This is a genomic window from Exiguobacterium sp. Leaf187, from assembly GCF_001423925.1.
In the GTDB taxonomy this organism is placed as follows: domain Bacteria; phylum Bacillota; class Bacilli; order Exiguobacteriales; family Exiguobacteriaceae; genus Exiguobacterium_A; species Exiguobacterium_A indicum.
On record NZ_LMPR01000013.1, the window covers coordinates 13943 to 36770 of the forward strand.

Below are 22828 nucleotides of genomic sequence, written 5' to 3' on the forward strand. Positions count from 1 at the left end.
ACCTAGCAAGGTCCCAATAAATTATGGTCGATAGTACAGTTCATTCCAACGTAACTCATTATTAAATCGAACCGTCTCCGTTTCTTTATCGATAACAGCAATTTCAATGTTCAGAAGTTCTGCGAAGTCGCGCAATTGTTCAGTTGTTACTTCGTACGAGTAACAAGTATGGTGCGCTCCCCCGGCTTGGATCCAGTTTTCGACAGCTTGAGCCATCGATGGTTCTGTTTTCCATAGAACACGTGCCACCGGAAGATTCGGCATTGCTTCCTCAGGTTGGATGCCCTCAACTGTGTTTACCAAGAGACGGAAGCGATGTCCTAAATCAATCAGACTAGCGTTCAATGCCTTGCCATTCTGTCCTTCGAATACCATCCGCGCTGGCGCTTCACGATCTCCGATTCCGAGAGGATGAACTTCGATTCTAGGCTTATCGACCGCAATCGTCGGACAAATCTCGAGCATATGCGCTCCGAGTACCATCTCGTTGCCTGGTTCAAAATGATAAGTATAGTCTTCCATGAAAGATGTCCGTTCGTTGCTCGCCATGATTTTCATAAGTCGAACAAGTGCTGCGGTTTTCCAGTCTCCTTCTCCAGCAAACCCGTACCCTTGCTCCATCAATCGTTGGACGGCTAGTCCAGGTAGTTGATTGATGCCATGTAGGTCTTCGAAGGTTGTCGTGAAGGCCGTGTATCCACCTGCTTCAAGAAAAGCTTTCATGCCGAGTTCGATGCGCCCTTGATAGCGGACCGATTCCTGGAATGCTTCTTCTTCCATTCCAGTATTCGTCATTTCATACCGCGTGCGATATTCTTCCATCAAGTCATCTAAATCCGACTCCGATACCGCATTCATATAGGTGACGAGATCACCGACACCATACCCATCGACCGTCCAGCCCAGTTGAATCTGGGCTTCGACTTTATCACCTTCCGTCACCGCTACATTCCGCATGTTGTCACCAAAACGCGCGACCTTTAAGTTCTTACTTTCCGCTAACGCATGTGCCACATTCATCCAAGATGACATCTTTTGGCGTGTGAGTTCATCTTCCCAATGTCCGACGAGTACTTTTCGCTTCACGTTCATCCGACTTGTGATAAAACCATGTTCACGATCACCGTGCGCCGACTGATTGAGGTTCATGAAATCCATATCGATCGCATCCCACGGGATGTCACGATTGAACTGTGTTCCAAAATGAAGCAAAGGTTTTTGTAACACACGCATCCCACTGATCCACATTTTCGATGGTGAGAAGGTATGCATCCATGTGATCACACCGGCACAGGCATCATCAGCATTCGCCCGCAACATCATCTGCCGAATTTCTTCTGCATTTTTGACGACTCCCTTGTAAACAATTCGATCTCGGAAGACATCCGCTGCATCTAATCCTGAGACGATCTCTTTCGAATGTGTTTCGACTTGACGAAGTACCTCCTCACCGTAGAGCATCTGGCTTCCTGTCACGAACCAAAATTCGTGTGTGTTTGCTGTCAACATTTAAAATCCCCCTCATCTAGCTATGTGCACCTATCATTTCTGACCGTAGTAGGCGTTTTCTCCATGTTTGCGCAAGTAGTGTTTATCTAAGATGCTTTGTTTGATGGGTGCTAATCCTGGATTCAGATTCAAGGCATGAATACCCATCTTGGCTACTTCCTCAAGTACGACTGCATTGTGTACGGCTTCATCCGCATCCTTGCCCCAACAAAAAGGTGCATGATTTGCGACCAGTACACCGGGTACGGCAACAGGTTCTAAATGCAGTTCGTTCAGCGTCTCAATGATGACGTTTCCGGTTTCCAGCTCGTACGCCGTCTCGATCTCTTCATCAGATAATTCACGTGTACACGGAATTTCTCCGTAAAAGTAGTCGGCATGTGTCGTCCCAAAGGCAGGAATCGCTCGCTTTGCTTGCGCCCAGCTCGTCGCCCAAGGGGAATGCGTATGGACAATGCCTCCTATCTCAGGCAGAGCCCGATACAAAGCCAAATGTGTTGGCGTATCAGAAGATGGACGAAGATTGCCCTCGACGACGTTGCCTTCTAAATCGACTACGACCAAATCCTCTATCGCCAAAGCATCATACGGGACACCGCTCGGTTTGATGACGACCAAACCCGCATTTCGATCAATCCCACTAACATTCCCCCACGTAAAGGTGACCAAGTCATGCTTCGGTAATGCTAGGTTCGCTTCAAGCACTTCTTCTTTTAATTGACGACTCACCATACTGGTTCCCCTTTCTGACGTGACGCTTCCGCCTTAATTTTCTTTAATCGCTTCATCACATCATTTTCTCCACGACCGAAATAATCGTATAGCTTCGTGTATTCAGCAAACAGCGCCTCATACACTTCAACGTTTTCTGGAATCGGAAGATATGTTTTTTCTTTTACACGTCCCATCTTCGTCGCTGCTTCAGTGATGGTGGCATAACCACCTCGTTCTGCTCCTGCGGCTACGGCACCGAACATGGCAGATCCTAAAGCTGGAGTTTGAGAAGAGGCTGAAATCTTGATTTCCATGTTTAGGACGTCGGCATAAATCTGCATCATCAAGGCATTTTTCTCCGCAATTCCTCCTGCAGCGTATACTTCGTGGACGGGAACACCGCTTGTTCGGAACGCTTCAACAATCGTTCGCGTGCCATAAGCAGTCGCTTCGATCAATGCGCGGTAGATATCTTCTGGTTTCGTCAGTAATGTTGCACCTAGAAGTACTCCCGTCAGATTCGTATCTACCAGTGTAGAACGATTTCCATTCCACCAATCAAGAGCGATCAATCCATGTTCACCGACGCGTTGCATCGTTGCCTTATCAGTCAATAATTGGTGCGTACTAACACCTTGAATGTTCGCTTCTTGCAAATAGTCACTTGGTACACAGTTTTCGATGAACCATTCGAAATGATCTCCGACACAGGACTGACCAGCTTCATATCCCATTAACCCTGGTAAGACCCCATCTTCGACGATACCGCACATACCGGGTACGACCTGTTCCTCTTCACCAAGCAGGATATGACAAGTAGACGTTCCCATCACCATCAACAACTTACCGGGTTCTGTGATTCCAACCGCAGGTACTGCAACATGAGCATCTACATTACCTACTGCAACGGCAGTTCCCGGAAGGAGACCGATTCGTTCTGCAAAGGATATTGTTAATTCTCCTGCTTTGGCCCCAATGGGTGAGATGTCGTTTGAAAGCTTCTCCTCGACTACGTTCTCAAGTCGTGGATCTAACGCTTTGAAAAACTCTTTAGAAGGATAGCCTTCCTGTTTGTGCCAGATCGCTTTATAACCGGCCGTGCAACTATTGCGTACCACTTTTCCAGTTAACTGAGAAACGACCCAATCCGTCGCTTCTAAAATTTCGTGAGCAGCTTCGTAAATGGAGGGTGCTTCGTTTAGAATTTGCCAGACCTTCGGAATCATCCATTCGGATGAAATTTTTCCGCCGTAGCGTTTTAAGAAAGGTTCTTCTCGTTCACTCGCAATACGGTTCAAAGCGTCTGCCTCATCTTGAGCTGCATGATGCTTCCACAACTTCACATAGCTATGCGGATTATCTTGATACTCTTCACGGAAGCACAACGGATTTAAATCGACATCGATCGGTAGAATCGTACAAGCTGTAAAGTCGATACCAAGCCCAATGACTTGTTCCTTCGTAATACCTGCCTCTTTGACAACTGCGGGGATCGTCAATTCTAGGACCTCTAAATAATCACGCGGATGTTGGAGTGCCCAGTCATGTTCAAGCCGTGTTTTTCCATCAGGCAAAAATTGATCCATTACTCCATGTGTATATGGTTTGACTGCAGTCGCCACTTCATGACCTGTTTCGACATCAATCAAGACGGCTCTACCTGATTGCGTGCCATAATCAATTCCGATTGTATATTTCGACATTTCATCACCCTACTCCCAAAAAGAATACGCTTACATTTCAGAAGAAAAAATAAAGTGTGTGGGCACTCCCTCATTTTCATCCGGACAAATAATCAAAATTTGTGCAGAAAACTTAAATAAACAATAAATTTGTACGTATAACTTACACTATGATTGTATCAATTATTTAGGAATTAGCAATCATTTTTCAGAGAAATACGCAATTATTTACGTTTTTTTCTATTTATTAAACCTTTAATCTTCTTCAATACAGTTATTTGTCCGTACAAATAATTGATTTAACGTTTTTTTGTCCAAATTGCTGTTCCATCCTCACTAAGACCTGTCATGATGATCGTGGATTTCCAATTTTCCCAATCCCACGCTGCACCGACCCGTAATTCATAGCTTTCTTGCCCAATGCGTAGACTAAGGATGTTCTTCTTTAATTGCCACGAACCTTCCTCATCAAGAAGAGTGCCATCTTTTTGCAACTTCAGCTTTCTTGATTGTTGCTGACCATCATCAAATCGCGGAAAAATAATGATTTCCCATTCTCCAACGATCTGGTCTTTTTGAACACTGATATTCTTTTCACCCGCGTATCGTTCAGGCGAAACCACTGGCCACCCATCTTTTGTCCAATACACTTTTCGGATCTGCAATTGCGACCAATAGATATCTTCGCTTGGTCGAGCTTGATGGATAATAAAAGTATCTTCTCCATCCTGTAAAAATGCAGAATGACCGGTCCCCACGTAACCGTCGTCTCCTTCAAAACGGTAGGAGCCAACAATTTTTAAACCAGTATCAAATGATTCATCCGAAGTATCCCGTAAATCACGCCCACGAGAATCAACATAGGGTCCATCGATCGATTTTGATCGCCCAATTCTTACGTTATACGAATCTTCTAACCAACCATATGAAACCATCAAGTAGTAATAACCTGTTTTTGCGTTGTAAAGAATTTCTGGACCTTCTATTCCCATTGTCATATCTTTTCGCTTAGCAAGTAACTTTCCTTCTGACGACTTCTTCATCAATTTTCCCGTATTCGGATTGATTTCCGTTAAGAAGATACCACCAAAATAGGATCCATACGTCATCCACCATTTTCCTGTTTGGTCTTTTAGCACGTGAGGATCAATCGCATTAACCGTTTTTCCATCCCCTTCTTTTGAAGCGATGACGACTCCCTGATCGTGCCATGGTCCCTCAATATTAGAAGCACTCGTCATTCCAATGTACGAGGTACGACTGCCGACTTTTGAGACAGAATAGTAGAGGTAAAATGTACCCTTGATTTTTGTAATCGAGGGCGCCCAAAATGTATTTCCTCCTGTCCAATTGAACGCTTCTTGAGAGACTTCATCAAATACACGACCTGTGAATTGCCAATTAATGAGATCTTTTGATTTCCGAACCTGGATGCCCGGTGTCGGTGCACCTCCTACCATATAATCTGTCGAGAACACATAGTAGGTATCACCTTCCTTTATGATTGCCCCATCATGCGTAAAGTTTGTTGTCCACTTCTTTTCTTGATTCAAAACATCGGGTTGTACATCCATTACCTTCTTATCGAATGGCGCTTTCGGTAAATCCAAATCCTGAAGCGATGCATTGGTAGACCACCAAAAATAAGCGCAACCTACAATGAACAAGACAACCATCCCCATCACCATATTTTTCATACTGTTTTCCTCCTTTAATCACAAACACCCGTCTTAAGCAAAGACGGGTGTTCCATTTTTTCATTACCCCTCACCCTTTAACACCAGAAATGGCAATCGATTCGATGATTTGCTTCTGAAAAATCATGAAGACGATTAACATCGGTAATAATGCGACAACAGACGCAGCCATGATTAACGGATAATCACTTTGGATGGCATAGGATGCATTAAAATTGGCGATGACCAATTGTAAGGTTTGTTTCTCGGGAGAGTTGAGATAAAGAATTGGACCGAGATAATCGTTCCAGATAGCCATGAACCATAGAATTAATTGTGCGGCTACAGCGGGCTTGATCAACGGGAAGACGATTTTATAAAAGATTTGAAAATAGGAGCAACCGTCAATTTTTGCAGCTTCGATGATAGAATTCGGAATACTGTTCAAGAACTGACGTAAGAAGAAAATCATGAAAATATTTCCGAATAAACCAGGTACGATCAACGGAAGAAGTGTATCGACCCATCCGATTTCTGAGAACATCATAAACTGTGGAATCATCAGGACAGGGTACGGAATCATGACAGACGCAAACAAGAGAAGGAAGATTTTATTCTTCCCCCTAAAATTCAACTTAGCGAACGCAAATGCCGCGAGACTCGAGGTGAATGTTCCAACGATCGTGACAGATAGGGCGACAATCAGACTGTTTGATATACCAGACAAGAGCGGACCCATATTCCAAATCTCAAAATACTTATTGAACGATATGTCGGTAGGAATCCACACGGGCGGAAGTGAAAACACTTCATCTTTCGATTTCAGAGAGGTTGACACCATCCATAATAAGGGTGCGATCATGACGATTGCACCCATCGTCAGAAAGATAAAGACGAAGATATCAGTAATCCGATCTTTTTTCTTCACGGACATCGTCTCTACATTTTCTTTTTTACGGGTAAGAGCTAACTGCATGGTCATTCTCCTTTCTAAGGTATTAACGCCTCAATCCAAGTCAAATGATGATTTTTCGTTCATACGGAATTGGAACAAGGTAACGATGAAAATGAAAAGACCGAGAACGAGCGCCATTGCTGAAGCATAACCGAGCTGGAAGTTTCCAAAGGATTTTTGCCAAATGTAGAAGACGGCAGAAGCAGATGAATACTCCGGTCCTCCTGTCGGTGTCATGACGTTGATTTCCGTAAAGATTTGCGCACCACCAATAATATTTGTCACGATGATGAAGAAAGTGACAGGTTTAACCATCGGGAGTGTAATATACCAAAAACAGTGCCAAGCATTCGCACCATCTAACTTCGCTGCTTCATAATATGAACGCGGTACGCTCTGCAAGGCTGCCAAATACAAGAGCATCGTATAGCCAAGACCTTTCCAAATTGCCATGACGATCAACGCCGGTTTAACGGTATTAGCATTTTGGAGCCAGTTCGGACCGTCGATACCGATTAAGTCTAAGAACTGATTCACCAAACCATAATCACCGTTATATGCCCACTGCCACAAAATCGAGACAGCGGCGATGGAAGAAATGACGGGAATGTAATAGATAACCCGGAACGTATTTGTACCAAAAATCCCTCGATTCAAAGCGAGGGCAAGTAATAACGCTAATACGATACCAATGGGAATCCCAATCATCATGAACAGCGTGTTGTACATGGCTTTATAGAAATACTCGTCTTGGAACACGTTAATGAAATTTTCAAGACCAATAAACTTCATTTGTCCAAGTCCGTTCCAGTTCGTGAATGCACCATAGAAGGAATACATTAACGGAATTAAAGCAAACAGAAAGAACCCAATTATCGGAGCCGCAACGAATAGGTAAGCATACCGTTGCTCCGTACGATATAACTTGGAAATCGGTTTTGTCTTCATTTTCTTCCATCCTTTCTACACTAGAGATTCAGGTGGCGACTTACGCCACCCGACTCATCACCTCTAGTTAGTTCGCCTGTTTCTCTTGAGCGATGGCATCATCTAGCAACTTTTGCATTTTTGGTTGCTCTTTTTTCACATAGTCTTCCACTGATGTTTTTCCATCGAGGACAGGCTGGATGTTTTTGAAGAACTCGTCATACCATTCAGCAGTGTATGTTTTTTCTGCTGGCATACCGCGTCCGTAATCATTGATCAAATCAAGGAACTCCTGTTTATTAGCAGGTTTAATGGATGTGTCTTCTACCCAATTTTTAGCGATTTTCATGCTGTTCGGTAATTGTACTTGTGCATCTACCAAAGCCTGTTGTCCTTCTTGATTGGCAGATAAGTACATGGCTAGTTCTGTCGCTTCTTTTTTATGTTGCGTCGTTGACCCTACACCGATTCCGAGTGATCCAACCCAACCAGCTGCTTTCCCTGTTGATCCTGCTGGCCATGGAAGAAGGTCATATTCGAACTTTAATTGATCTTTGAAAGCTGCCATATCCCAAGGACCGACTGGGAAGAACGCCAGTTGCCCTTTCATCCACCGTTGATACGTATCGAGTGTCTGTGACTCTCCAATAGATGGAGTTACTTTATGTTTTAACTGCTGGTCCACAAAAAATTGGAGGGCTTCGATGAATTTTGGATCGTCAATCGTTACCTTCGTTCCCTCTTCATTGATCCAGTCTGCCCCATTACTCCAGACGAATGGTTGCAATGCCCAGTTCACGTTAAATCCAGTGCCATACTGATCCATTTTCCCATCACCGTTCGTATCCTTCGTTAACTTCTTAGCTACCTGAATAAACTCATCCCACGTGTATGGTTTGTCTTTATCCGGAAGTGATACCTTTGCTTTTTCGAACATCGTTTTATTATAGCCGAGCGCAAATGGTCCTAAATCTTTTGGAAGACCGTAAATAGCGCCTTTGCCAAGTACCTTTCCATCATACCGGTATTTATCAACACCTTTTTTCCAGATATCCTCTAACTGGATGTCCTTCGATCCTTCGACGTTCTTTGTGATATCTAGTAGTACACCCGAGTTCACGTAAGCTTTGACTTGAGCCGGATTGTAGAAAAAGACATCGGGTACTTTACGTCCTGCGATAGCAGATTTTAATTTTGTATCATATTGGTCCGGAGCTGTTTGTACCATTGTCACTTTAACGTCTTTATTGGCTTCTTCAAATCGTTTTACTGTTGCTTTGTACGCTTTTAGTTCTTCAGGATTTCCACGAAACATGAATGTGAGTTCGACTTTTCCATCCGCACTTTTACCATCTCCTGAACAACCAGCTAATGCTATTGATGTTGTCATCAAGGCAGTCATAGTTAGCGTAAACATCTTCTTTGTTTTAAAGTTCATTGTGAATTCCTCCAGTGCATTAATTTTCAGTGTCAAAGCGGAATTAAGATGTACGTACATATTTTTTTAAGCAAATACGATATTTTTTATAGCGAAGCCCACACAACGCTATAATAAAAGACAATTAAAACAAGTCAAATGAACAATGAAAGCGTTTTCTGCACAATTTGAGTCTATTACACACATTCGGACATGTCAATTTGATTTTTTGTCATTTATTTCTTTTTTGTACGTACATTTAAATGATTTATCGATTGATTTTCTCTTAAATCCATAGCAAACCGGACAAATCTTTGCTAATATGTAAGTACTATCATATCTTGTACGGATAAGTTTGCTGATACAAGAGAGAAAGCAGGGACGCCTTATGGCACAACGGACAAAATATAGCATCGTGAAGAATCATATACTTGATTGGATTAAGGATGGCACAGTACGTCCTGGTGAAAAAATTCCTCCTGAAAGTGAACTTGTACAATCTTTCCAAGTTAGTCGGCACACGATTCGCCAAGCAGTTGGAGAGCTTGTGAATGAAGGCTATTTGTACCGCGAACAAGGTTCAGGAACTTACTGCTCCCACGTACTTCCTAAACCAGAAGCTGAGATAATCGAGCGCTCTAATAACGGCAAGAATATTGGTGTGATTACAACCTATATGTCTGATTACATCTTTCCATCCATCATTCGAGGAATCGAATCTCATTTAGCTTCGAAAGGATATACTCTGACACTTTCGTGTACAGACAATGATGTAGAAAAAGAGCGTCAATGCCTCGAAATGATGTTAGATCGTCAAGTTGATGGATTAATTGTTGAACCAACCAAAAGTAGTAACCATAATCCGAACATCAAATATTATCTAGAACTTGAGCAACAAAACATCCCCTACTTGATGATTAACCAGTATTACTCCCAATTGATGCCTCCTCATCTCATGATGGATGACGAAAGAGGTGGATTTTTAGCAGCAGAACATTTAATCAATCTTGGTCATGAACGTATCATGGGCTTATTTAAAACGGATGATTTACAGGGAGTTTATCGAATGCGCGGATTCCTCCGTGCGTTTCGTGAGTACAATATTCCTTTAGAGTCAGAATTGATCATCACTTATACCACGGAAGAGTTAGTTCCAAGTTTCTATGATTCGATTGGACGCCTCTTCGAGAGTGAGGATCATCGTCCAAGTGCTGCGGTTTGCTACAATGATCAACTAGCCTTAAGTGTCTTGGATCAGTTAAGGAAGCTACGTCTATCTGTCCCGCAAGATATCTCTCTTGTAGGTTATGATGATTCCGTCCTTGCAGTGGCCACAGAAGTGAAGTTGACTTCGATCATCCATCCGAAACAAGAACTTGGACGTGCTGCAGCAGAACGGATCATCGCAGCAGTAGAGAAAAAAGAAGCCCCTCCATCTCACATTTATGAACCGGAATTAATTATTCGTAACTCAACAGCACCCTTTAATCGTCTCGAATCTAAGTCTGGTTAATTTTTGTGTAGAACTTCGGGGAGGTACTTATGAACTTAAGACATGAACAAAACAAACTATTCCAATTACTTGAATTTACCACGGGACTCGTACAGCTGAACTTTATTTTCTTTATCACCCTTTTACCAGTCATCACGATTTTCCCAGCTCTGTATGCACTAACTGCTGTCACACGACAATGGTCCGTTCATCAAGATTATAGTGTTTTTCGATCGTACATTCACTTTTTCAAAGAAGCGCTTCAATACCATTTAAAATTTGGTATGTTATGGACCTTCATCTTACTGTTTTTACTTTTTGATTTTTTAATCATTCGCCACATCGAAACCGGACAGACTTTCTTATTTACGGGTCTGTCAATCGTCAGCTTGTCATTTTTAGCTGTTTCCGTTTTCTTATTTCCAATCCTCTCGCATTATGAGTTGAAAAAAAAAGATGCCTTCAAGTTAGCTCTTTATAGTTTAGTACGTTATGGATATGTTTTATTGATTTCTTTTCTTTTACTAACGACATTGATTGTATTAGCATATCAATCGCCACTTTATTTACTGTTCGGCTTCTCGTTCGTTATTTTCCTTATTACCAAGCTGTATTTACATCAGCTGGATCGCACAATGCTTAAATCTTAGTCATTATTGGATAATACCTTCCAAGCATAAATCAGTTTGATTTTTTCTAAAGATTTATCTCTTTTCCCTATATAATTTTTTGTAATTAAGCTTGTTTATGATTCTTTACAGATAAAGAAATGCGTATACATTTCGACATCGAAATGTATACGCATTTCTTATTTAGCCATCATTGAACCTTCTTATAGCGTCCCTCAAGTTTAATCAGAAAGAGAAGATATTCATAAACTTGACCCATCTTCATTCATCGACCGATATGGACGGAAGTAAAGACGAACTTATCATAACGGTGTCGCGAAAACGAATACTCTAACGGCTTCCCGTTCCCGAGAAAGACGACTTGCTCGACCTCGATGATTGGATCGGTCTCCTCGTTCCCAAGATAATCACGAACCCACTGGTTCGGCTTATCCGCACGAATCATCTTATGTGAGCTCGTGATCGTGTAACCGAGATCTTCCTGGATGTATTGATAGATGGAACTATCAAGGACCTCCTTCGTCACTCCAGTGATCCACGAGGAGGGCATAAACGTATGCTCGATCACGTAAGGTTCGTCATCGACATAACGGACGCGCCGGATCTCATAGACAGGATCGCTCTTCTCGATCATCAAGTGACGGGCGACCTCCGTATACGGGAAGCGCACCTCGAACTGGAGGACCTCACTCCTGACGGTCCGCTCGCCGAGAAGCTTCGTCAGCCCTTGGGATTCTTTGTTCAACACGTTGATTCTTCTCTGTGAGAAGCTCGAAGGCAGGATGAAGCTCCCTTGTCCTCGTTGACGATAGATGATGCCTTCCGACACAAGGATTTCGAGTGCCCGCTTCATCGTCATCCGACTGACCGCGAACTCCTCCGCAAGTTGGATCTCTCCGGCATCGCTTCCTCGACATCATAACCTCCGTTAAGGATCCGTTTACGTAGTTCATCTACGATTTTCTCATACTTTGGTTTCTTTTTAGTAGACATGATTACACCCCATGTATAGACATATTCGTATAATATAACAAAAAAAGGATGACCAGGGCTAAATATACCCTGTTCATCCTTCATCATCTCAAGAATCCATTCTCTTCGATCACTCGCTTAAACCATTGTCCACTCTTCTTGACCGTCCGGCTTTGAGATTCGTGCTTATCCAGATCCTGCGAGGCCTTACTTGAGAGGAAAGAGAATCACGGACTTCTTCAGAAAACGTCTCAAGATTCCGTATCGGTCTCCCAGCATTATCTTTCATACCAATCAATGAGTAGCTCAGGTTTTCTTCGATTGTAATGATTTGGCTCGACGTCATGGAGACGACATCCTCACATGCATTGAGTGTCTTACATGAATTGATCGCTACGTCCTTCCAAATAAATTTAATCGGAAGATTTACCTCCATGAACCGGTTCAAAGAATCGACGAGGAGATGCGTCTTGCTCGACTCCTTGTTCTCGAGCAAGATTTGTTTCACGCGAGAGGATACATAGAAAAATGATTAGAACGTATACACATCACTATCAAAATGTATACGTTCTAATCATTTTTGAAGCACGTCCTTTTTTCTATGTGATACCTCGACCAACCATTCGAGATGCAGCGTCAATCAGATGGATGAAGGAAGTGGGACGTCTCTCATGATCCATTCCAATTCACCTTTGATTCGAATAGGAAGTACCTGTCGTCAGCATAAGTTGATCTCCAGTATTGACTTTGAGCGTTCAATCGCTTTCAACTTCAATTCGGTCGTCGCTTGGACATGATAGATGTTAAATTCGGGAACCTGTACTATTCTCTTTATCTGTGCAGTCTTCATCTGTTTCGCTTTCACTTCAAGCATGACATCTTCTTGCGGAGATGGACGTAACGGTCACCGCTTTATCCAGATGTAGTTCACGAGCTCGTCCGTCTTCATCCGTTCGATCGAAGTCTTACAGTCAATAGGTCATGTCAAAGGATTGTTGCGTCTCGAGAATCAAGAAGCCCTTTTCGATAGCATGGATCGTTCCACTCGGGACGAAAATGAAATCTCCCTTCGCAACCGGTAGACACGTTATTAATCGACCTAACTCTTCGTTGCTAGCATATTCAATAATTCTTCCTTTGATCTCACAGAATAATCAATGATAAGTTCTCCCTCCAGGAATATTTCCACCAATAATAACGGATTGTGGCAAGCGGCTAAGCTGTCATGAGCAAATACATGAATCCTTCGGTACTCCAACATGCTCTGCAGTTCTATATTCTTAATGACAATTGAGGAATTATGAAAGCGCCAATAAACTTTTTCACGAATTCTGCTCAAAAGGAATGAGCTCTGGAATAGTTCATTCAACAGAACTGGATTACTCATTTTCTCGAATCACTATCCAACTACATAAGTGTATCTATTGAAAATAGATATATTTTCTTATGCAAAAACACCTTCGATGTCAGTACATTTTAAAAATGTACCACTCCGAAGGTGTTTTATATTGTATCAAAATTTAGGTTAGTCTACTCCTATATCGTTTTTTAACGGTATAGTGCGATGAAGTTTTTATTTTAATACGTTAGGTAAATAAATATACTTGTTTTGATTCAGCTTCTTAAATTGATTTAAAGCTTTATTTGGTTTGTTTTTCAATTTTTCTTTACTTATTAACAAAGCTATTGCTCCAGAAACTTTTGGAGCTGCATAAGATACACCAGCATCTTGGTAGTAGCCTCCATCCATACCAGTCGTCAGTATCAATTCTTTCTCAAACCATCCTTCCTCCATCCATTTCTCTTGTCCATATTGATTTAAGTAACTGAAGTCCCCTCCTGCTGCGTAATAGTCAATAAAATTTCTACCATAGTTACTAAATATAGATTGAGTATTTAACGGACCAATAGATCCTACAGAAACTACTTTCGATAATTGAGCAGGCATATCATAAATTTTTACTTTTTTGTTTTTTGATGATTCATCTAAATCATTTCCAAGCAAAGTAAATAATTCTTTCATATCATTCTGATTTCTAACGTTCACTCCAGCATTGCCTGCAGCAGCCACCACGATACTCCCTTTTTTATATGCATAATCTACAGCTTTTTTATAGGCTTTATACTCTTTCAGATCATTTGTTCCATCTTTGTATTGACCAGAAACTAACATATATTCTCCAAGGCTTAAATTAATTACATCAGCATCATCGTTTGCAGCCTCAATAATTGCTTTTAATATCCATTCTGTCTTAGCAGACTTTTCCCCAAACACGCGATAACTACGAATACCAATTCCAGGAGCGACTCCGTGTAACTTTCCATTAGCCGAAATTTGACCAGCGACACCTGTCCCATGTCCCATGCGATCTTTATAATCATTTTTATTTCCTAATTCGGTACTTTCGGTTCCATTATATCCACCGACAGGAACCAAATTCTTTGATCCTTTGACCACACTATCTTTTAAATCCTGGTGCTCGTCATTTATACCTGAATCAATTATAGCGACTACTGTTCCCTTATTTGCCTGATGCAATGAGTAGCTCAATTTATCTCCTGTAATTTGCTTCATATCCCATTGAGCTTCCCAGAGTGAAAATGTTTCTTCGTTTAATGATGGATTTTCTTCTCTGGCAATTGGTTTTAATGAAGAAGAAGAAAAAACACTTTCAATATATTTGTTTTCCTTTAATTTTGAGTGCGAATCTTGAACAACTATTAATTTTAATTCAGGAATTTGATAAGTAACTTTTAATGTTTTGTCTTTTATGACTTGCTGCATTGATTCTTTTGAAACACTTTCTTTGAAGATAATTACTTTTTCGTTATTATTACTAAGAGCATCCGCAGACACGTTAGAAGGTATTCCATATAAACTACCTACTAAGACTGACAGGATGGTTACTCTTTTCATCATGTTCAGATTCCCCCATTTTTAAATATAGTCTATAGTATCGCTGTCTATTGTTAATCAATTCAGAGTGTGTTCCACTCTCAACTATTCTTCCCTCATGTAATACAACGATTTTATCAGCACTTTGAACTGTATTTAATCGATGAGCAATGATTAGTTTACCTACTTTTAAATTTTCAATGTTTTCCTTTATTAAGTGCTCGGTGATATTATCAAGACTGCTAGTCGCCTCGTCAAAAACAATTAGCTTAGGCTTTTTTAAGAGTGCTCGAGCGATAATCAATCTTTGTCTTTGTCCTCCTGAAAGATTACCACCACCTTCGGAAATGATCGTCTCAAACTTTAATGGAGTTTTTATGATGTCATCATAGATCATTGCCATTTGGGCCGCTTCTTCAATTTCCCTCTCCTCTACTTCAGCACCCATTCCAATATTTTCTTTGAAAGTTCCATTAAAAAGTTCTGCCTCTTGTAGCACTGATCCAATCTGCTTTCTTAAAGTAGGAAGATGATACTTTTCAATAGCGATATCATCAATCAAAATTTCACCTTTAGTCACTCGATGTAAACCTAATAGTAGTTTAGCAATTGTACTTTTCCCAGATCCAGAAGGACCTACAATTGCGACTGTTTCTCCTGGCTTTATTGTGAAAGAGATATCTTTTATAGTATTTTCTACAAATTGATTATGAGAAAACGAAACATTTTTGAATTCAATCTTTCCCATTTTTAACTCTTCGTATACTAAACCTGGATTTGTTTCTTGTTCCTCCTTAGTTTTTATTACATCTACTAACCGTGTAAAATATGCTCTTAAAGAGACTATCTGTGTATAGTGGTTACTCATTGAAATGATTGGTGAGATGAACGATACTGCGATTGAACTAGAGGCAATGACTGTCCCAACTGTTATATCTCCTCTTAAATAAAGCATTGTTCCCATCCATAAAATCAATAACGGAATCATTACTTGAATTCCAGATGTGATAGTATACACAATACCTTCCCAAATGTTTAATCTTTGACTACTCTTTAATTGTGTATCGTAATTTATACTCCACTTACCCAAGAGTTCTTCTTCAATCCCTAACACTTTAATATCCATAGCATTGTGAACGATTTCAGTAACCTGTGATTGAACCTTAACTTTATCTCGTATACTAGTGTCTACTAGTTTTCTCACGATTTTTGAATTGAAAAATAGGCTTGTCATCAGGATGATAGACAGTAACAGTAAAATAACTGCCAGTATCTTTGAGAAAGTCATTAAAATGAAAAAGTAAGTGATGATCAACATGGCATCAATGATTATAGAGATAAACGTAGTCGAAAGAATGTCTCTTATGTAAAAATTAGAGTTTGCTCGAAATAAGATATCTCCATTGGATCGATTATCAAAAAAGGAATGAGGTAATCTAACCAATGTATTCATGAAATCAGTCATAATTGATTTATCAATACTTGTCTCAGCCTTTGCTAAAATAAACGACCTTACCCCTGTGAAGAATAAATAAGTAATGAATATTCCTAGTATCGTAATACCGACAACATTCATTAGGGGCTCTTCTTTGTTGATTAGTAAATGATCAGTAGTCCATTTAGTGATTAAAGGGATAGTTAATAATACTATTTGAAGAAGGATTGTCAGTGCTAACAAATGGAATACTGTCTTTTTGTGTTTGCTGAAATAATGAAATAATATATTCGATTCTTCAATTGACCTTTTTTGGAACGTTGACGAGGGCGAAAACATGATGGCAAATCCACTCATTTTAGTTATGAAGTCTATTTTTTTTAACCTCATACGTCCTTTTGCAGGATCTACAATATGGAAAATATCATTACGTATTTTTTCTAAAATTACGAAATGGTTTCCTTCCCAGTGAAGTATGGCGGGTAAAATCAAATTTTCAACACCACTTTCATCTATTTGAACAGCTCGACTCATCATTTTTTTATTATCTGCAATTTGTGTTAAGTTCAGAAACGAATAACCACCACGTGGACTAGGAAACTCATCGCGTATTTCATTTAGTGTTATTTGATAATCATGATAATTGAGTATCATGGCGACACAAGCTAAACCACATTCACTAAATTCCATTTGTTGAATAAATTTAACTTTTTTCATGCCGATACTCCTTTTTGATTATAAATTAAGCGCTTTTAATAGGATCATTTGTTGATGAGGATCAACCATTTCTTTGTAAATTTCATTTTTTGAAATGCAAATTTTTTTATAGTCACTACTATTTTGTTTGAGTATGTTTAGTGAAATACTATACATGCATTTTCCATACCAAAAGTTTATTTCTTTTAACTGTTCAATGTATTCTTCGCTCATTTCTTTTTGAATCAGGCTTTTTATTAATGAATTATAAAAACCTAGTATTTTTTGTTGTATTTCCGAAGAAACAATTTTTTGAGCAAATATTAATGAAGTACTTGCCTCATTATAATTTTTTTTATTTATGTGATAATGAGCCTTTAAAATTGCAATTGAGAATACCTCATCATCATTAGATGCTGCAGTTACTTTTTTTTCTAACCAAAGAAACTCATCTTCTTGAATATCTTCTATCGCCTTATAATAGAGGTACTGTACAGTATAGTCATCTACTACTTCAGCATTACTTTTCTTCATTAGAGAAACAATTTCTCCTCCATCAGTACCTTCTACCGGTATAAGTGTGATTATCCCTATTATTAAATTCAGGATTAAAAAATAAGAATAAGAGTCACTAGAGGTAAGTTGAGTATTAGGCTCAATTGCTCGATAACTTAACATAATCACTGCAACAACTAAGTTAATTAAAGGACCTCCAATATAGTTTAATAACAGCTTTCTTTTAAGATTTTTTATATCTTTTCTAGATTTAAAGTACATTTTTGTTGTCCCTAGCGCTAAAAATACATTTTCGTTTATCATAATTTTTATTTTTCCATTCACTTGAATTGCTATCAAGAACCACCATGTTAAGAAATGCAATTGAGCATGTTGTATCAATCCCGCTACTAAGTGACCTATTTCATGAATAGCGATAACAACCATCATAAGGAGTAATAATTGAAGTATCAAAAGATACAAAGAATCGTTTTGATACTTGTAAAAGAATGTACACACAATGACCATTATTAAACTTAGTGTTATCGGATGTAAGAGTAGATACTTAGATTTAAGCATACGATTCAAAGTACTCCTCAAGCGTGTCGCAATCAAATAAATGATTTTCAACCCAATATTTATGTTCAAAATGTTGTTGTTCATATTGACTTAAAATAATTTTCAATGTATTGAATGTAGTTTCTTGATAATCAGTCGGAGTAAATTTATAACTAGAATCAAGAACATGCAACATTGAATCGACAGTCTCTTCTACATAAGTATCAGCTAAAAAACTTTCTGTTTTAATAAAATTTGTTTTGTGAATAACTGACGCCCCCATAAAACTTAACGTTTTCTCTAGATAATCTGTAACGAATGTTGCTCCATTACTTTCAGCTGTTGAAATTACAATCCCAGCTTTTTTTACGAGCGTATATAGATGCGCCCAATATGATAAGCGATCGATTAAAACTTTCATATCCGAAGAAACATTGTGTGAATATACAGGACTCGCCAAAACTATATAATCAGCTTCTTTCATTTTTCTTTTTATCATTTCTCCATCGTCAGGTTTATCTTTTAATTCACTTGGACACTTGCCAAGATTAAAACACTGCCTACACCCTGTAGAAGGATTTAATTGAGTGTTTAACGGCGAATATATATCAATCTGAAGCTCAATTTCTTTAGAACAAAGATTTTTAAATCGAGAAATAATTTGGTTTGTCAAATCAAATATTCGTGAATCTTTATTTCGTGAACCAACATAGACAAATATTTTTTTTAACATGATTTTGTCCTCCTTCAACTCAAAATGCTTGGTACTTCATCTGGGTTAATCAGTCTTAAAAGTTGGTACCCTATGCCAGAAGTTCCAGTAAATAAACTAATGTCTTCAAAATTGCTATTATGCATTAACTTATACTCGCTATTATTATTTTTAAGCTTTATAACCGCCATGCCAATACTTCTACCTTTTTCAAACGTATCTGATGACGTCAAGAAATATTCTACGAGACTCATATTCCCATGACAAATTGAATCATTATTCATTAATGTTTTATTTTCTAACCGATTGTAGTTGTTTACAAATATTTTATGCCCCTGCATTTCTTGGTCAAACACTTCATTTTTTGTCATATCGATCCCTAAACAACCTGTGCACCAATGAAGACTTTTGCTAGATTGTAGACTTTCCGGAATATCAATATTAGAAAGAAGCGAGTTAGCAAAGTCATTGTATTTTTTGATTTGAGTCAAATTAAATAATCTCTTAATAATTACAATTTTTCCAAACTCGCCATGACCAAAACTCGGATCTTTGATCGGGACGTTTTTATTCACTAAGAAATCACCACACTTTATCGCTAACTCTAATACTCTTGACATTTTTGTATGTTCATAAAGACGTATCAAACTTCCAATTAGGCTAGTAATTCCGTTAAGATAATCTAATTCAACAATTGAATTGCTCTTATCATTCAAAATTTCTTCTATTTTAGAACAGTATTGAATAATTAATTTTAAAATCTTAGCATTGTCATCTTTGAAATCATTCATATACGAAAATGCGTGCAGATAGGCTGGATAACCCGAAAGTCCAAGCTTATAATCAAATACTAATTCTGGGTTACATTGCGCCAATAGTTTTTGGTAAAACTCTTTGTACTTTTTGATACCTGTTTGATTATATAAGTGATAATAAAACAGTAAAATTCCAGAGGAGCCATTATAAAAATCATCCGAACTCGGAGCCAGCGACCAAACATCATCATCTGATTGATTACTCGGAATAATCCAGCTTACATGGTCCAAATCAATTGCTTTTTCAATTATGCTGTCTGCAATTTCATAAATTTCATTCAATACGATCTGTTCATTCCACTCAAATGATAATTTCGAAAACGGTTCAGAAATTGTCTCTAGCGCAGATAATTCTTTTTTTCTAACACTTGAGAAATCACCGAAGTGTAATTGTATGACTGAAAGTTGATGCTGCAATTCGCTTTCAGACACTTCATTGAAAGTAGTTAAAAGATATTCATAGGGCGTATAGTCATAATAGTTCTCAATCATCATGCTTTTATTCCCTTCAATATGAAGAGAATTAGTAACATTAAAAAATACTGGAATATCGTTAAAAATCATATCGCGAGTTTCTGAATCAATAATTGATTTATCGGCATATGGAAATACCCACATGTTTTCGAGTGCTTTTTCTCTATCCAACATATCCATCAGCATTTGAGGATGCTGCATGTGCATCAGAATAGTGGCATACTGGTTTGTGTCTCTAAAAAGAACTCTTACTTTTAAATTTTTGAACTTCTCTAATACTTTAGAGTTTAAGAGTTCAGCTTTATTTTTTATAATCATTTCATACACTGCTTGAAAACCAGTTAGTATTTGATTTTTATAATGTTTATAGTCTATTTCTACTATGTCATTTTCAAGAGTCGGTAAATTTTTTGATCCTTTTAAAATAAACTCTTTATATTCATATCGCATTTCGTCAGTTCCCTGATTTACTGGCTGTAAGACCTTATAATCTAACTTGCTTTCTCTTCCATTTAATGCACTTAAATCTAGTTTTTCAGTTTTTAGTCCATTCGTTGGTAAGAACAGTGTTCTCGTTACATTTTTAAAATTGCGATCTCTAATTTCTTTAAGTGTCAGTTCTTCTTCTTGACCGAATAAAGGATTTTGTCTTTGAATTAATGTTTCTAGATCAATAATGACTGGATGCGAACCATGCGAAATAAGATTCTCCATGTGAATATCTGTTCCATTTAAAATCTGGAAAATTGCCATAAGCTGTCCAAAACGATGATAGAAATCTTCAATTTCTTCTATAGATTCGCAATATTTTTGCTCTATAAATAACTCATACGAGTATGTATTTTTATTTAACGTAGGCAATGTCTTTAGACTTTTAAAGTTAGGGTAATTTAATCCATTCATATAATTTATGAAATCATTAAATACTTTATTCACTTTCAAATCTTTAGGCTTATAAACAATTTTTGTTGAATCTAATAATTCTAATACTGTTACAGTTCTTCCCTCTTGGTGTGTGTCCCCTTCACCAAACTTCATCCCAATAATTTTTAAATCTCCTGTTCGAAATTCGCACATTAATTCTTTTTGATCTTCGACAATACGGTTCACTAATTCATTAACATGGTCAATAAAGAATAGTGAGCGCGAAGATAATAATCTTGTAATAACCATGTACTTATCGAAAAATGCATTCAATTTTTTTATTTGATCGAAAGATTTAACAAAATGCATATAACGCTCTTCAGGTGATTCTCCAATTAATAAGCCTTGCTCTTTTTCAAGGTTCAACTCTAATACAAGTGTTTTATGAACAATTTCCGATAACTCATTTGTTATGTATAGAATTACCTGTTCGAAAACAGGTGTAGAAAAAATATTTTTTGAGGAATCTCTAAAAAATAGTTGTTTTAAATCAATTTTAATATTTTCTATAAATGGACGGATTACATTCGAAAAATTATCATATGTTTCATTTGAATCTAAAATATTCTTTATCCCACGATCGTAAAATTTATACCAGTCTGACTCAGCAGCAACTTTTTGATATTTTTCTTGCAATTCAAATTCTGGTTGATAACAAATCGCATGAGAAAAAATATTTTTGTTTAAACTCTTTGTTTTCAGCATTTCGTTGAATGTATTCTCAGAAATGATAGACATCTCTTGTCTCCACTTTAACAATGATGGATGAACATTCGAGATATTCGTTCTTTGTAAGATTTCATACCTTTCTTTGATAGTTAAAGCTTTAAAAAGATTTTTCATTTTAGTGCCTCCATTCTAATCTCAAAATTAAAAACTCAGAAGTGAGCGACCGAAGTCGCCCACGCTATTCTTATTTTTTATTATCTTTTCCGCACTTCAATCCTGCAGAAGCTAAGTAACTGCCGACAAAAGAAAGTAAAGCAGAACAAACCAGTGATGACCTAACATCTACATCAGTAGATCCACCAAAAATTTCATTCATCTCTTCTTCAGACAATTCTTTAAGGCTTGTTCCTACAGCATCAAGACTTTTAAGGTTTTCCATCAGAACCTCCAAGTATTATTAGTTTTAGTTTTATCCTAAGCAATCTTTATTGTGACTTACAATTCCACTGATGGCAGATGCTCCTGCACCAATACAAGCTTTTGTGCTTTTTACAATTGAACGAGCTACAAGAGAAATTACTGGAGTCCAACGCGGATCTACATCTGAAGCACCATAGATCTCAGACATCTTTTCAGTATCCAACGATTTCATTCCTTCACCACATGTTGCATTCATAAGCATGATTTCTTTTTCAGTCATTTTTTACATCCACCTTTTAAAATATATTTTCATTTCATATGCGAAAAATTACGTCTAATGTTTCACAACGAATTGAATATGTCCATGTTAACAAACCAAAAATGGAATAATACCCATTTAAATGGAATTGGTAAATACGTCCTATACTAATCCTTAATTCAACTTATTTTGTTTGAAATTTTAGCGATTCTCACTTTCATTGCGACTGTAAGCATTTTTAAACATTTAATAAAATACCTAATTTAGTTAGTTTTTTTAAAATAAGTTCAAAAGAACTAGATTTTTTTAATTCCGTTTTTTATTAAGCGTTTACAAAAATGTCTAATGATTCCGTAAAAATGAAATCATTAGACATTTGATTAGTTATTTAGCAACCAATAAGTTAGCTTCTAGTTTTCTATGCTTTTAATTTTTATCTTATGACGGTTTGTCAAATTAAGCGCAACACTTCTTCGGAAAAGACCTCGTATGCAGTTTTCCA

Annotated in this window: 16 protein-coding genes and 1 pseudogene; 2 read left to right on the forward strand and 15 right to left on the reverse strand. The window is 38.1% G+C overall.

Annotated elements, in window-relative coordinates:
- Nucleotides 1-21 precede the first annotated feature (21 nt).
- The 7 genes from araA to ASF99_RS16335 form a co-directional block, all read right to left on the reverse strand.
- Nucleotides 22-1509 carry an L-arabinose isomerase gene (araA, locus tag ASF99_RS16305; protein WP_055970040.1) on the reverse strand — a complete coding sequence of 496 codons (1488 nt, stop codon included), beginning with the start codon at nucleotides 1507-1509 and terminating at the stop codon, nucleotides 22-24.
- A gap of 33 nt (nucleotides 1510-1542) precedes the next feature.
- Complete coding sequence (gene araD / locus ASF99_RS16310) at nucleotides 1543-2241, reverse strand: L-ribulose-5-phosphate 4-epimerase (protein WP_053451843.1); 699 nt, start codon at nucleotides 2239-2241, stop codon at nucleotides 1543-1545.
- Complete coding sequence (gene araB, locus ASF99_RS16315; RefSeq protein ID WP_055970043.1) at nucleotides 2235-3926, reverse strand: ribulokinase; 1692 nt, start codon at nucleotides 3924-3926, stop codon at nucleotides 2235-2237. Before araB ends, araD begins: the two co-directional genes overlap by 7 nt.
- A gap of 278 nt (nucleotides 3927-4204) precedes the next feature.
- Entirely contained in the window at nucleotides 4205-5602 is a 1398-nt protein-coding gene (locus ASF99_RS16320; RefSeq protein WP_055970046.1) for an arabinan endo-1,5-alpha-L-arabinosidase, read from the reverse strand.
- A 70-nt stretch (nucleotides 5603-5672) separates the two neighbouring features.
- Nucleotides 5673-6515 (reverse strand): carbohydrate ABC transporter permease, encoded by an 843-nt coding sequence (locus ASF99_RS16325; RefSeq protein WP_082487314.1) that lies wholly within the window; start codon nucleotides 6513-6515, stop codon nucleotides 5673-5675.
- Between the two features lie 72 nt (nucleotides 6516-6587).
- Nucleotides 6588-7484, reverse strand: a complete 897-nt coding sequence (locus tag ASF99_RS16330; RefSeq protein ID WP_053451839.1) for a carbohydrate ABC transporter permease — start codon at nucleotides 7482-7484, stop codon at nucleotides 6588-6590.
- A gap of 67 nt (nucleotides 7485-7551) precedes the next feature.
- Nucleotides 7552-8901, reverse strand: coding sequence for an ABC transporter substrate-binding protein (locus tag ASF99_RS16335; RefSeq protein WP_055970051.1), 1350 nt, complete (start codon nucleotides 8899-8901; stop codon nucleotides 7552-7554).
- Between the two features lie 367 nt (nucleotides 8902-9268).
- Between ASF99_RS16335 and ASF99_RS16340 the strand changes: the two genes are divergently transcribed.
- Both ASF99_RS16340 and ASF99_RS16345 read left to right on the forward strand, forming a co-directional pair.
- The gene (locus ASF99_RS16340) at nucleotides 9269-10393 is read left to right on the forward strand and encodes a GntR family transcriptional regulator (protein WP_055970054.1); all 1125 of its coding nucleotides are present in this window, start codon (nucleotides 9269-9271) and stop codon (nucleotides 10391-10393) included.
- Between the two features lie 29 nt (nucleotides 10394-10422).
- Nucleotides 10423-11022: a DUF624 domain-containing protein gene (locus ASF99_RS16345; RefSeq protein WP_055970057.1), complete on the forward strand. Its 600-nt coding sequence runs from the start codon at nucleotides 10423-10425 to the stop codon at nucleotides 11020-11022.
- Between the two features lie 244 nt (nucleotides 11023-11266).
- On the opposite strand, the pseudogene ASF99_RS16350 reads toward ASF99_RS16345, so the two are convergent.
- The 8 genes and pseudogenes from ASF99_RS16350 to ASF99_RS16390 all read right to left on the reverse strand — a co-directional run bounded on the left by ASF99_RS16350 (nucleotide 11267) and on the right by ASF99_RS16390 (nucleotide 22347).
- Nucleotides 11267-11994, reverse strand: a pseudogene (locus ASF99_RS16350) (GntR family transcriptional regulator).
- A 1552-nt stretch (nucleotides 11995-13546) separates the two neighbouring features.
- Nucleotides 13547-14893: a S8 family peptidase gene (locus ASF99_RS16360; RefSeq protein ID WP_055970063.1), complete on the reverse strand. Its 1347-nt coding sequence runs from the start codon at nucleotides 14891-14893 to the stop codon at nucleotides 13547-13549.
- Nucleotides 14853-17021 carry a peptidase domain-containing ABC transporter gene (locus ASF99_RS16365; RefSeq protein ID WP_055970066.1) on the reverse strand — a complete coding sequence of 723 codons (2169 nt, stop codon included), beginning with the start codon at nucleotides 17019-17021 and terminating at the stop codon, nucleotides 14853-14855. The genes ASF99_RS16360 and ASF99_RS16365 overlap by 41 nt, the downstream gene beginning before the upstream one ends.
- A gap of 18 nt (nucleotides 17022-17039) precedes the next feature.
- Entirely contained in the window at nucleotides 17040-18074 is a 1035-nt protein-coding gene (locus ASF99_RS16370; protein WP_055970069.1) for a M50 family metallopeptidase, read from the reverse strand.
- Complete coding sequence (locus tag ASF99_RS16375) at nucleotides 18067-18786, reverse strand: flavodoxin family protein (protein ID WP_055970072.1); 720 nt, start codon at nucleotides 18784-18786, stop codon at nucleotides 18067-18069. The genes ASF99_RS16370 and ASF99_RS16375 overlap by 8 nt, the downstream gene beginning before the upstream one ends.
- A 14-nt stretch (nucleotides 18787-18800) precedes the next feature.
- A complete protein-coding gene (gene lanM, locus ASF99_RS16380) occupies nucleotides 18801-21821 on the reverse strand; it encodes a type 2 lanthipeptide synthetase LanM (protein ID WP_055970076.1) in 3021 nt (1006 codons plus the stop codon).
- Nucleotides 21822-21891: 70 nt separating this feature from the next.
- The gene (locus ASF99_RS16385) at nucleotides 21892-22086 is read right to left on the reverse strand and encodes a lichenicidin A2 family type 2 lantibiotic (protein ID WP_055970079.1); all 195 of its coding nucleotides are present in this window, start codon (nucleotides 22084-22086) and stop codon (nucleotides 21892-21894) included.
- 30 nt (nucleotides 22087-22116) lie between these two features.
- On the reverse strand, nucleotides 22117-22347 hold the full coding sequence (locus ASF99_RS16390; protein WP_230088609.1) for a mersacidin family lantibiotic: 231 nt from the start codon (nucleotides 22345-22347) through the stop codon (nucleotides 22117-22119).
- Nucleotides 22348-22828: the final 481 nt, after the last annotated feature.

Bases quoted from the DNA above. Each gene is read 5' to 3' on its own strand.
- araA (WP_055970040.1), bottom strand. From the start codon at position 1,509: ATGTTGACAGCAAACACACACGAATTTTGGTTCGTGACAGGAAGCCAG.
- ASF99_RS16390 (WP_230088609.1), bottom strand. From the start codon at position 22,347: ATGACTGAAAAAGAAATCATGCTTATGAATGCAACATGTGGTGAAGGA.
- ASF99_RS16320 (WP_055970046.1), bottom strand. From the start codon at position 5,602: ATGAAAAATATGGTGATGGGGATGGTTGTCTTGTTCATTGTAGGTTGC.
- ASF99_RS16330 (WP_053451839.1), bottom strand. From the start codon at position 7,484: ATGAAGACAAAACCGATTTCCAAGTTATATCGTACGGAGCAACGGTAT.
- ASF99_RS16370 (WP_055970069.1), bottom strand. From the start codon at position 18,074: ATGCTTAAATCTAAGTATCTACTCTTACATCCGATAACACTAAGTTTA.
- ASF99_RS16360 (WP_055970063.1), bottom strand. From the start codon at position 14,893: ATGATGAAAAGAGTAACCATCCTGTCAGTCTTAGTAGGTAGTTTATAT.
- ASF99_RS16375 (WP_055970072.1), bottom strand. From the start codon at position 18,786: ATGTTAAAAAAAATATTTGTCTATGTTGGTTCACGAAATAAAGATTCA.
- ASF99_RS16365 (WP_055970066.1), bottom strand. From the start codon at position 17,021: ATGAAAAAAGTTAAATTTATTCAACAAATGGAATTTAGTGAATGTGGT.
- araB (WP_055970043.1), bottom strand. From the start codon at position 3,926: ATGTCGAAATATACAATCGGAATTGATTATGGCACGCAATCAGGTAGA.
- araD (WP_053451843.1), bottom strand. From the start codon at position 2,241: ATGGTGAGTCGTCAATTAAAAGAAGAAGTGCTTGAAGCGAACCTAGCA.
- ASF99_RS16385 (WP_055970079.1), bottom strand. From the start codon at position 22,086: ATGGAAAACCTTAAAAGTCTTGATGCTGTAGGAACAAGCCTTAAAGAA.
- ASF99_RS16325 (WP_082487314.1), bottom strand. From the start codon at position 6,515: ATGTCCGTGAAGAAAAAAGATCGGATTACTGATATCTTCGTCTTTATC.
- ASF99_RS16340 (WP_055970054.1), top strand. From the start codon at position 9,269: ATGGCACAACGGACAAAATATAGCATCGTGAAGAATCATATACTTGAT.
- ASF99_RS16335 (WP_055970051.1), bottom strand. From the start codon at position 8,901: ATGAACTTTAAAACAAAGAAGATGTTTACGCTAACTATGACTGCCTTG.
- ASF99_RS16345 (WP_055970057.1), top strand. From the start codon at position 10,423: ATGAACTTAAGACATGAACAAAACAAACTATTCCAATTACTTGAATTT.
- lanM (WP_055970076.1), bottom strand. From the start codon at position 21,821: ATGAAAAATCTTTTTAAAGCTTTAACTATCAAAGAAAGGTATGAAATC.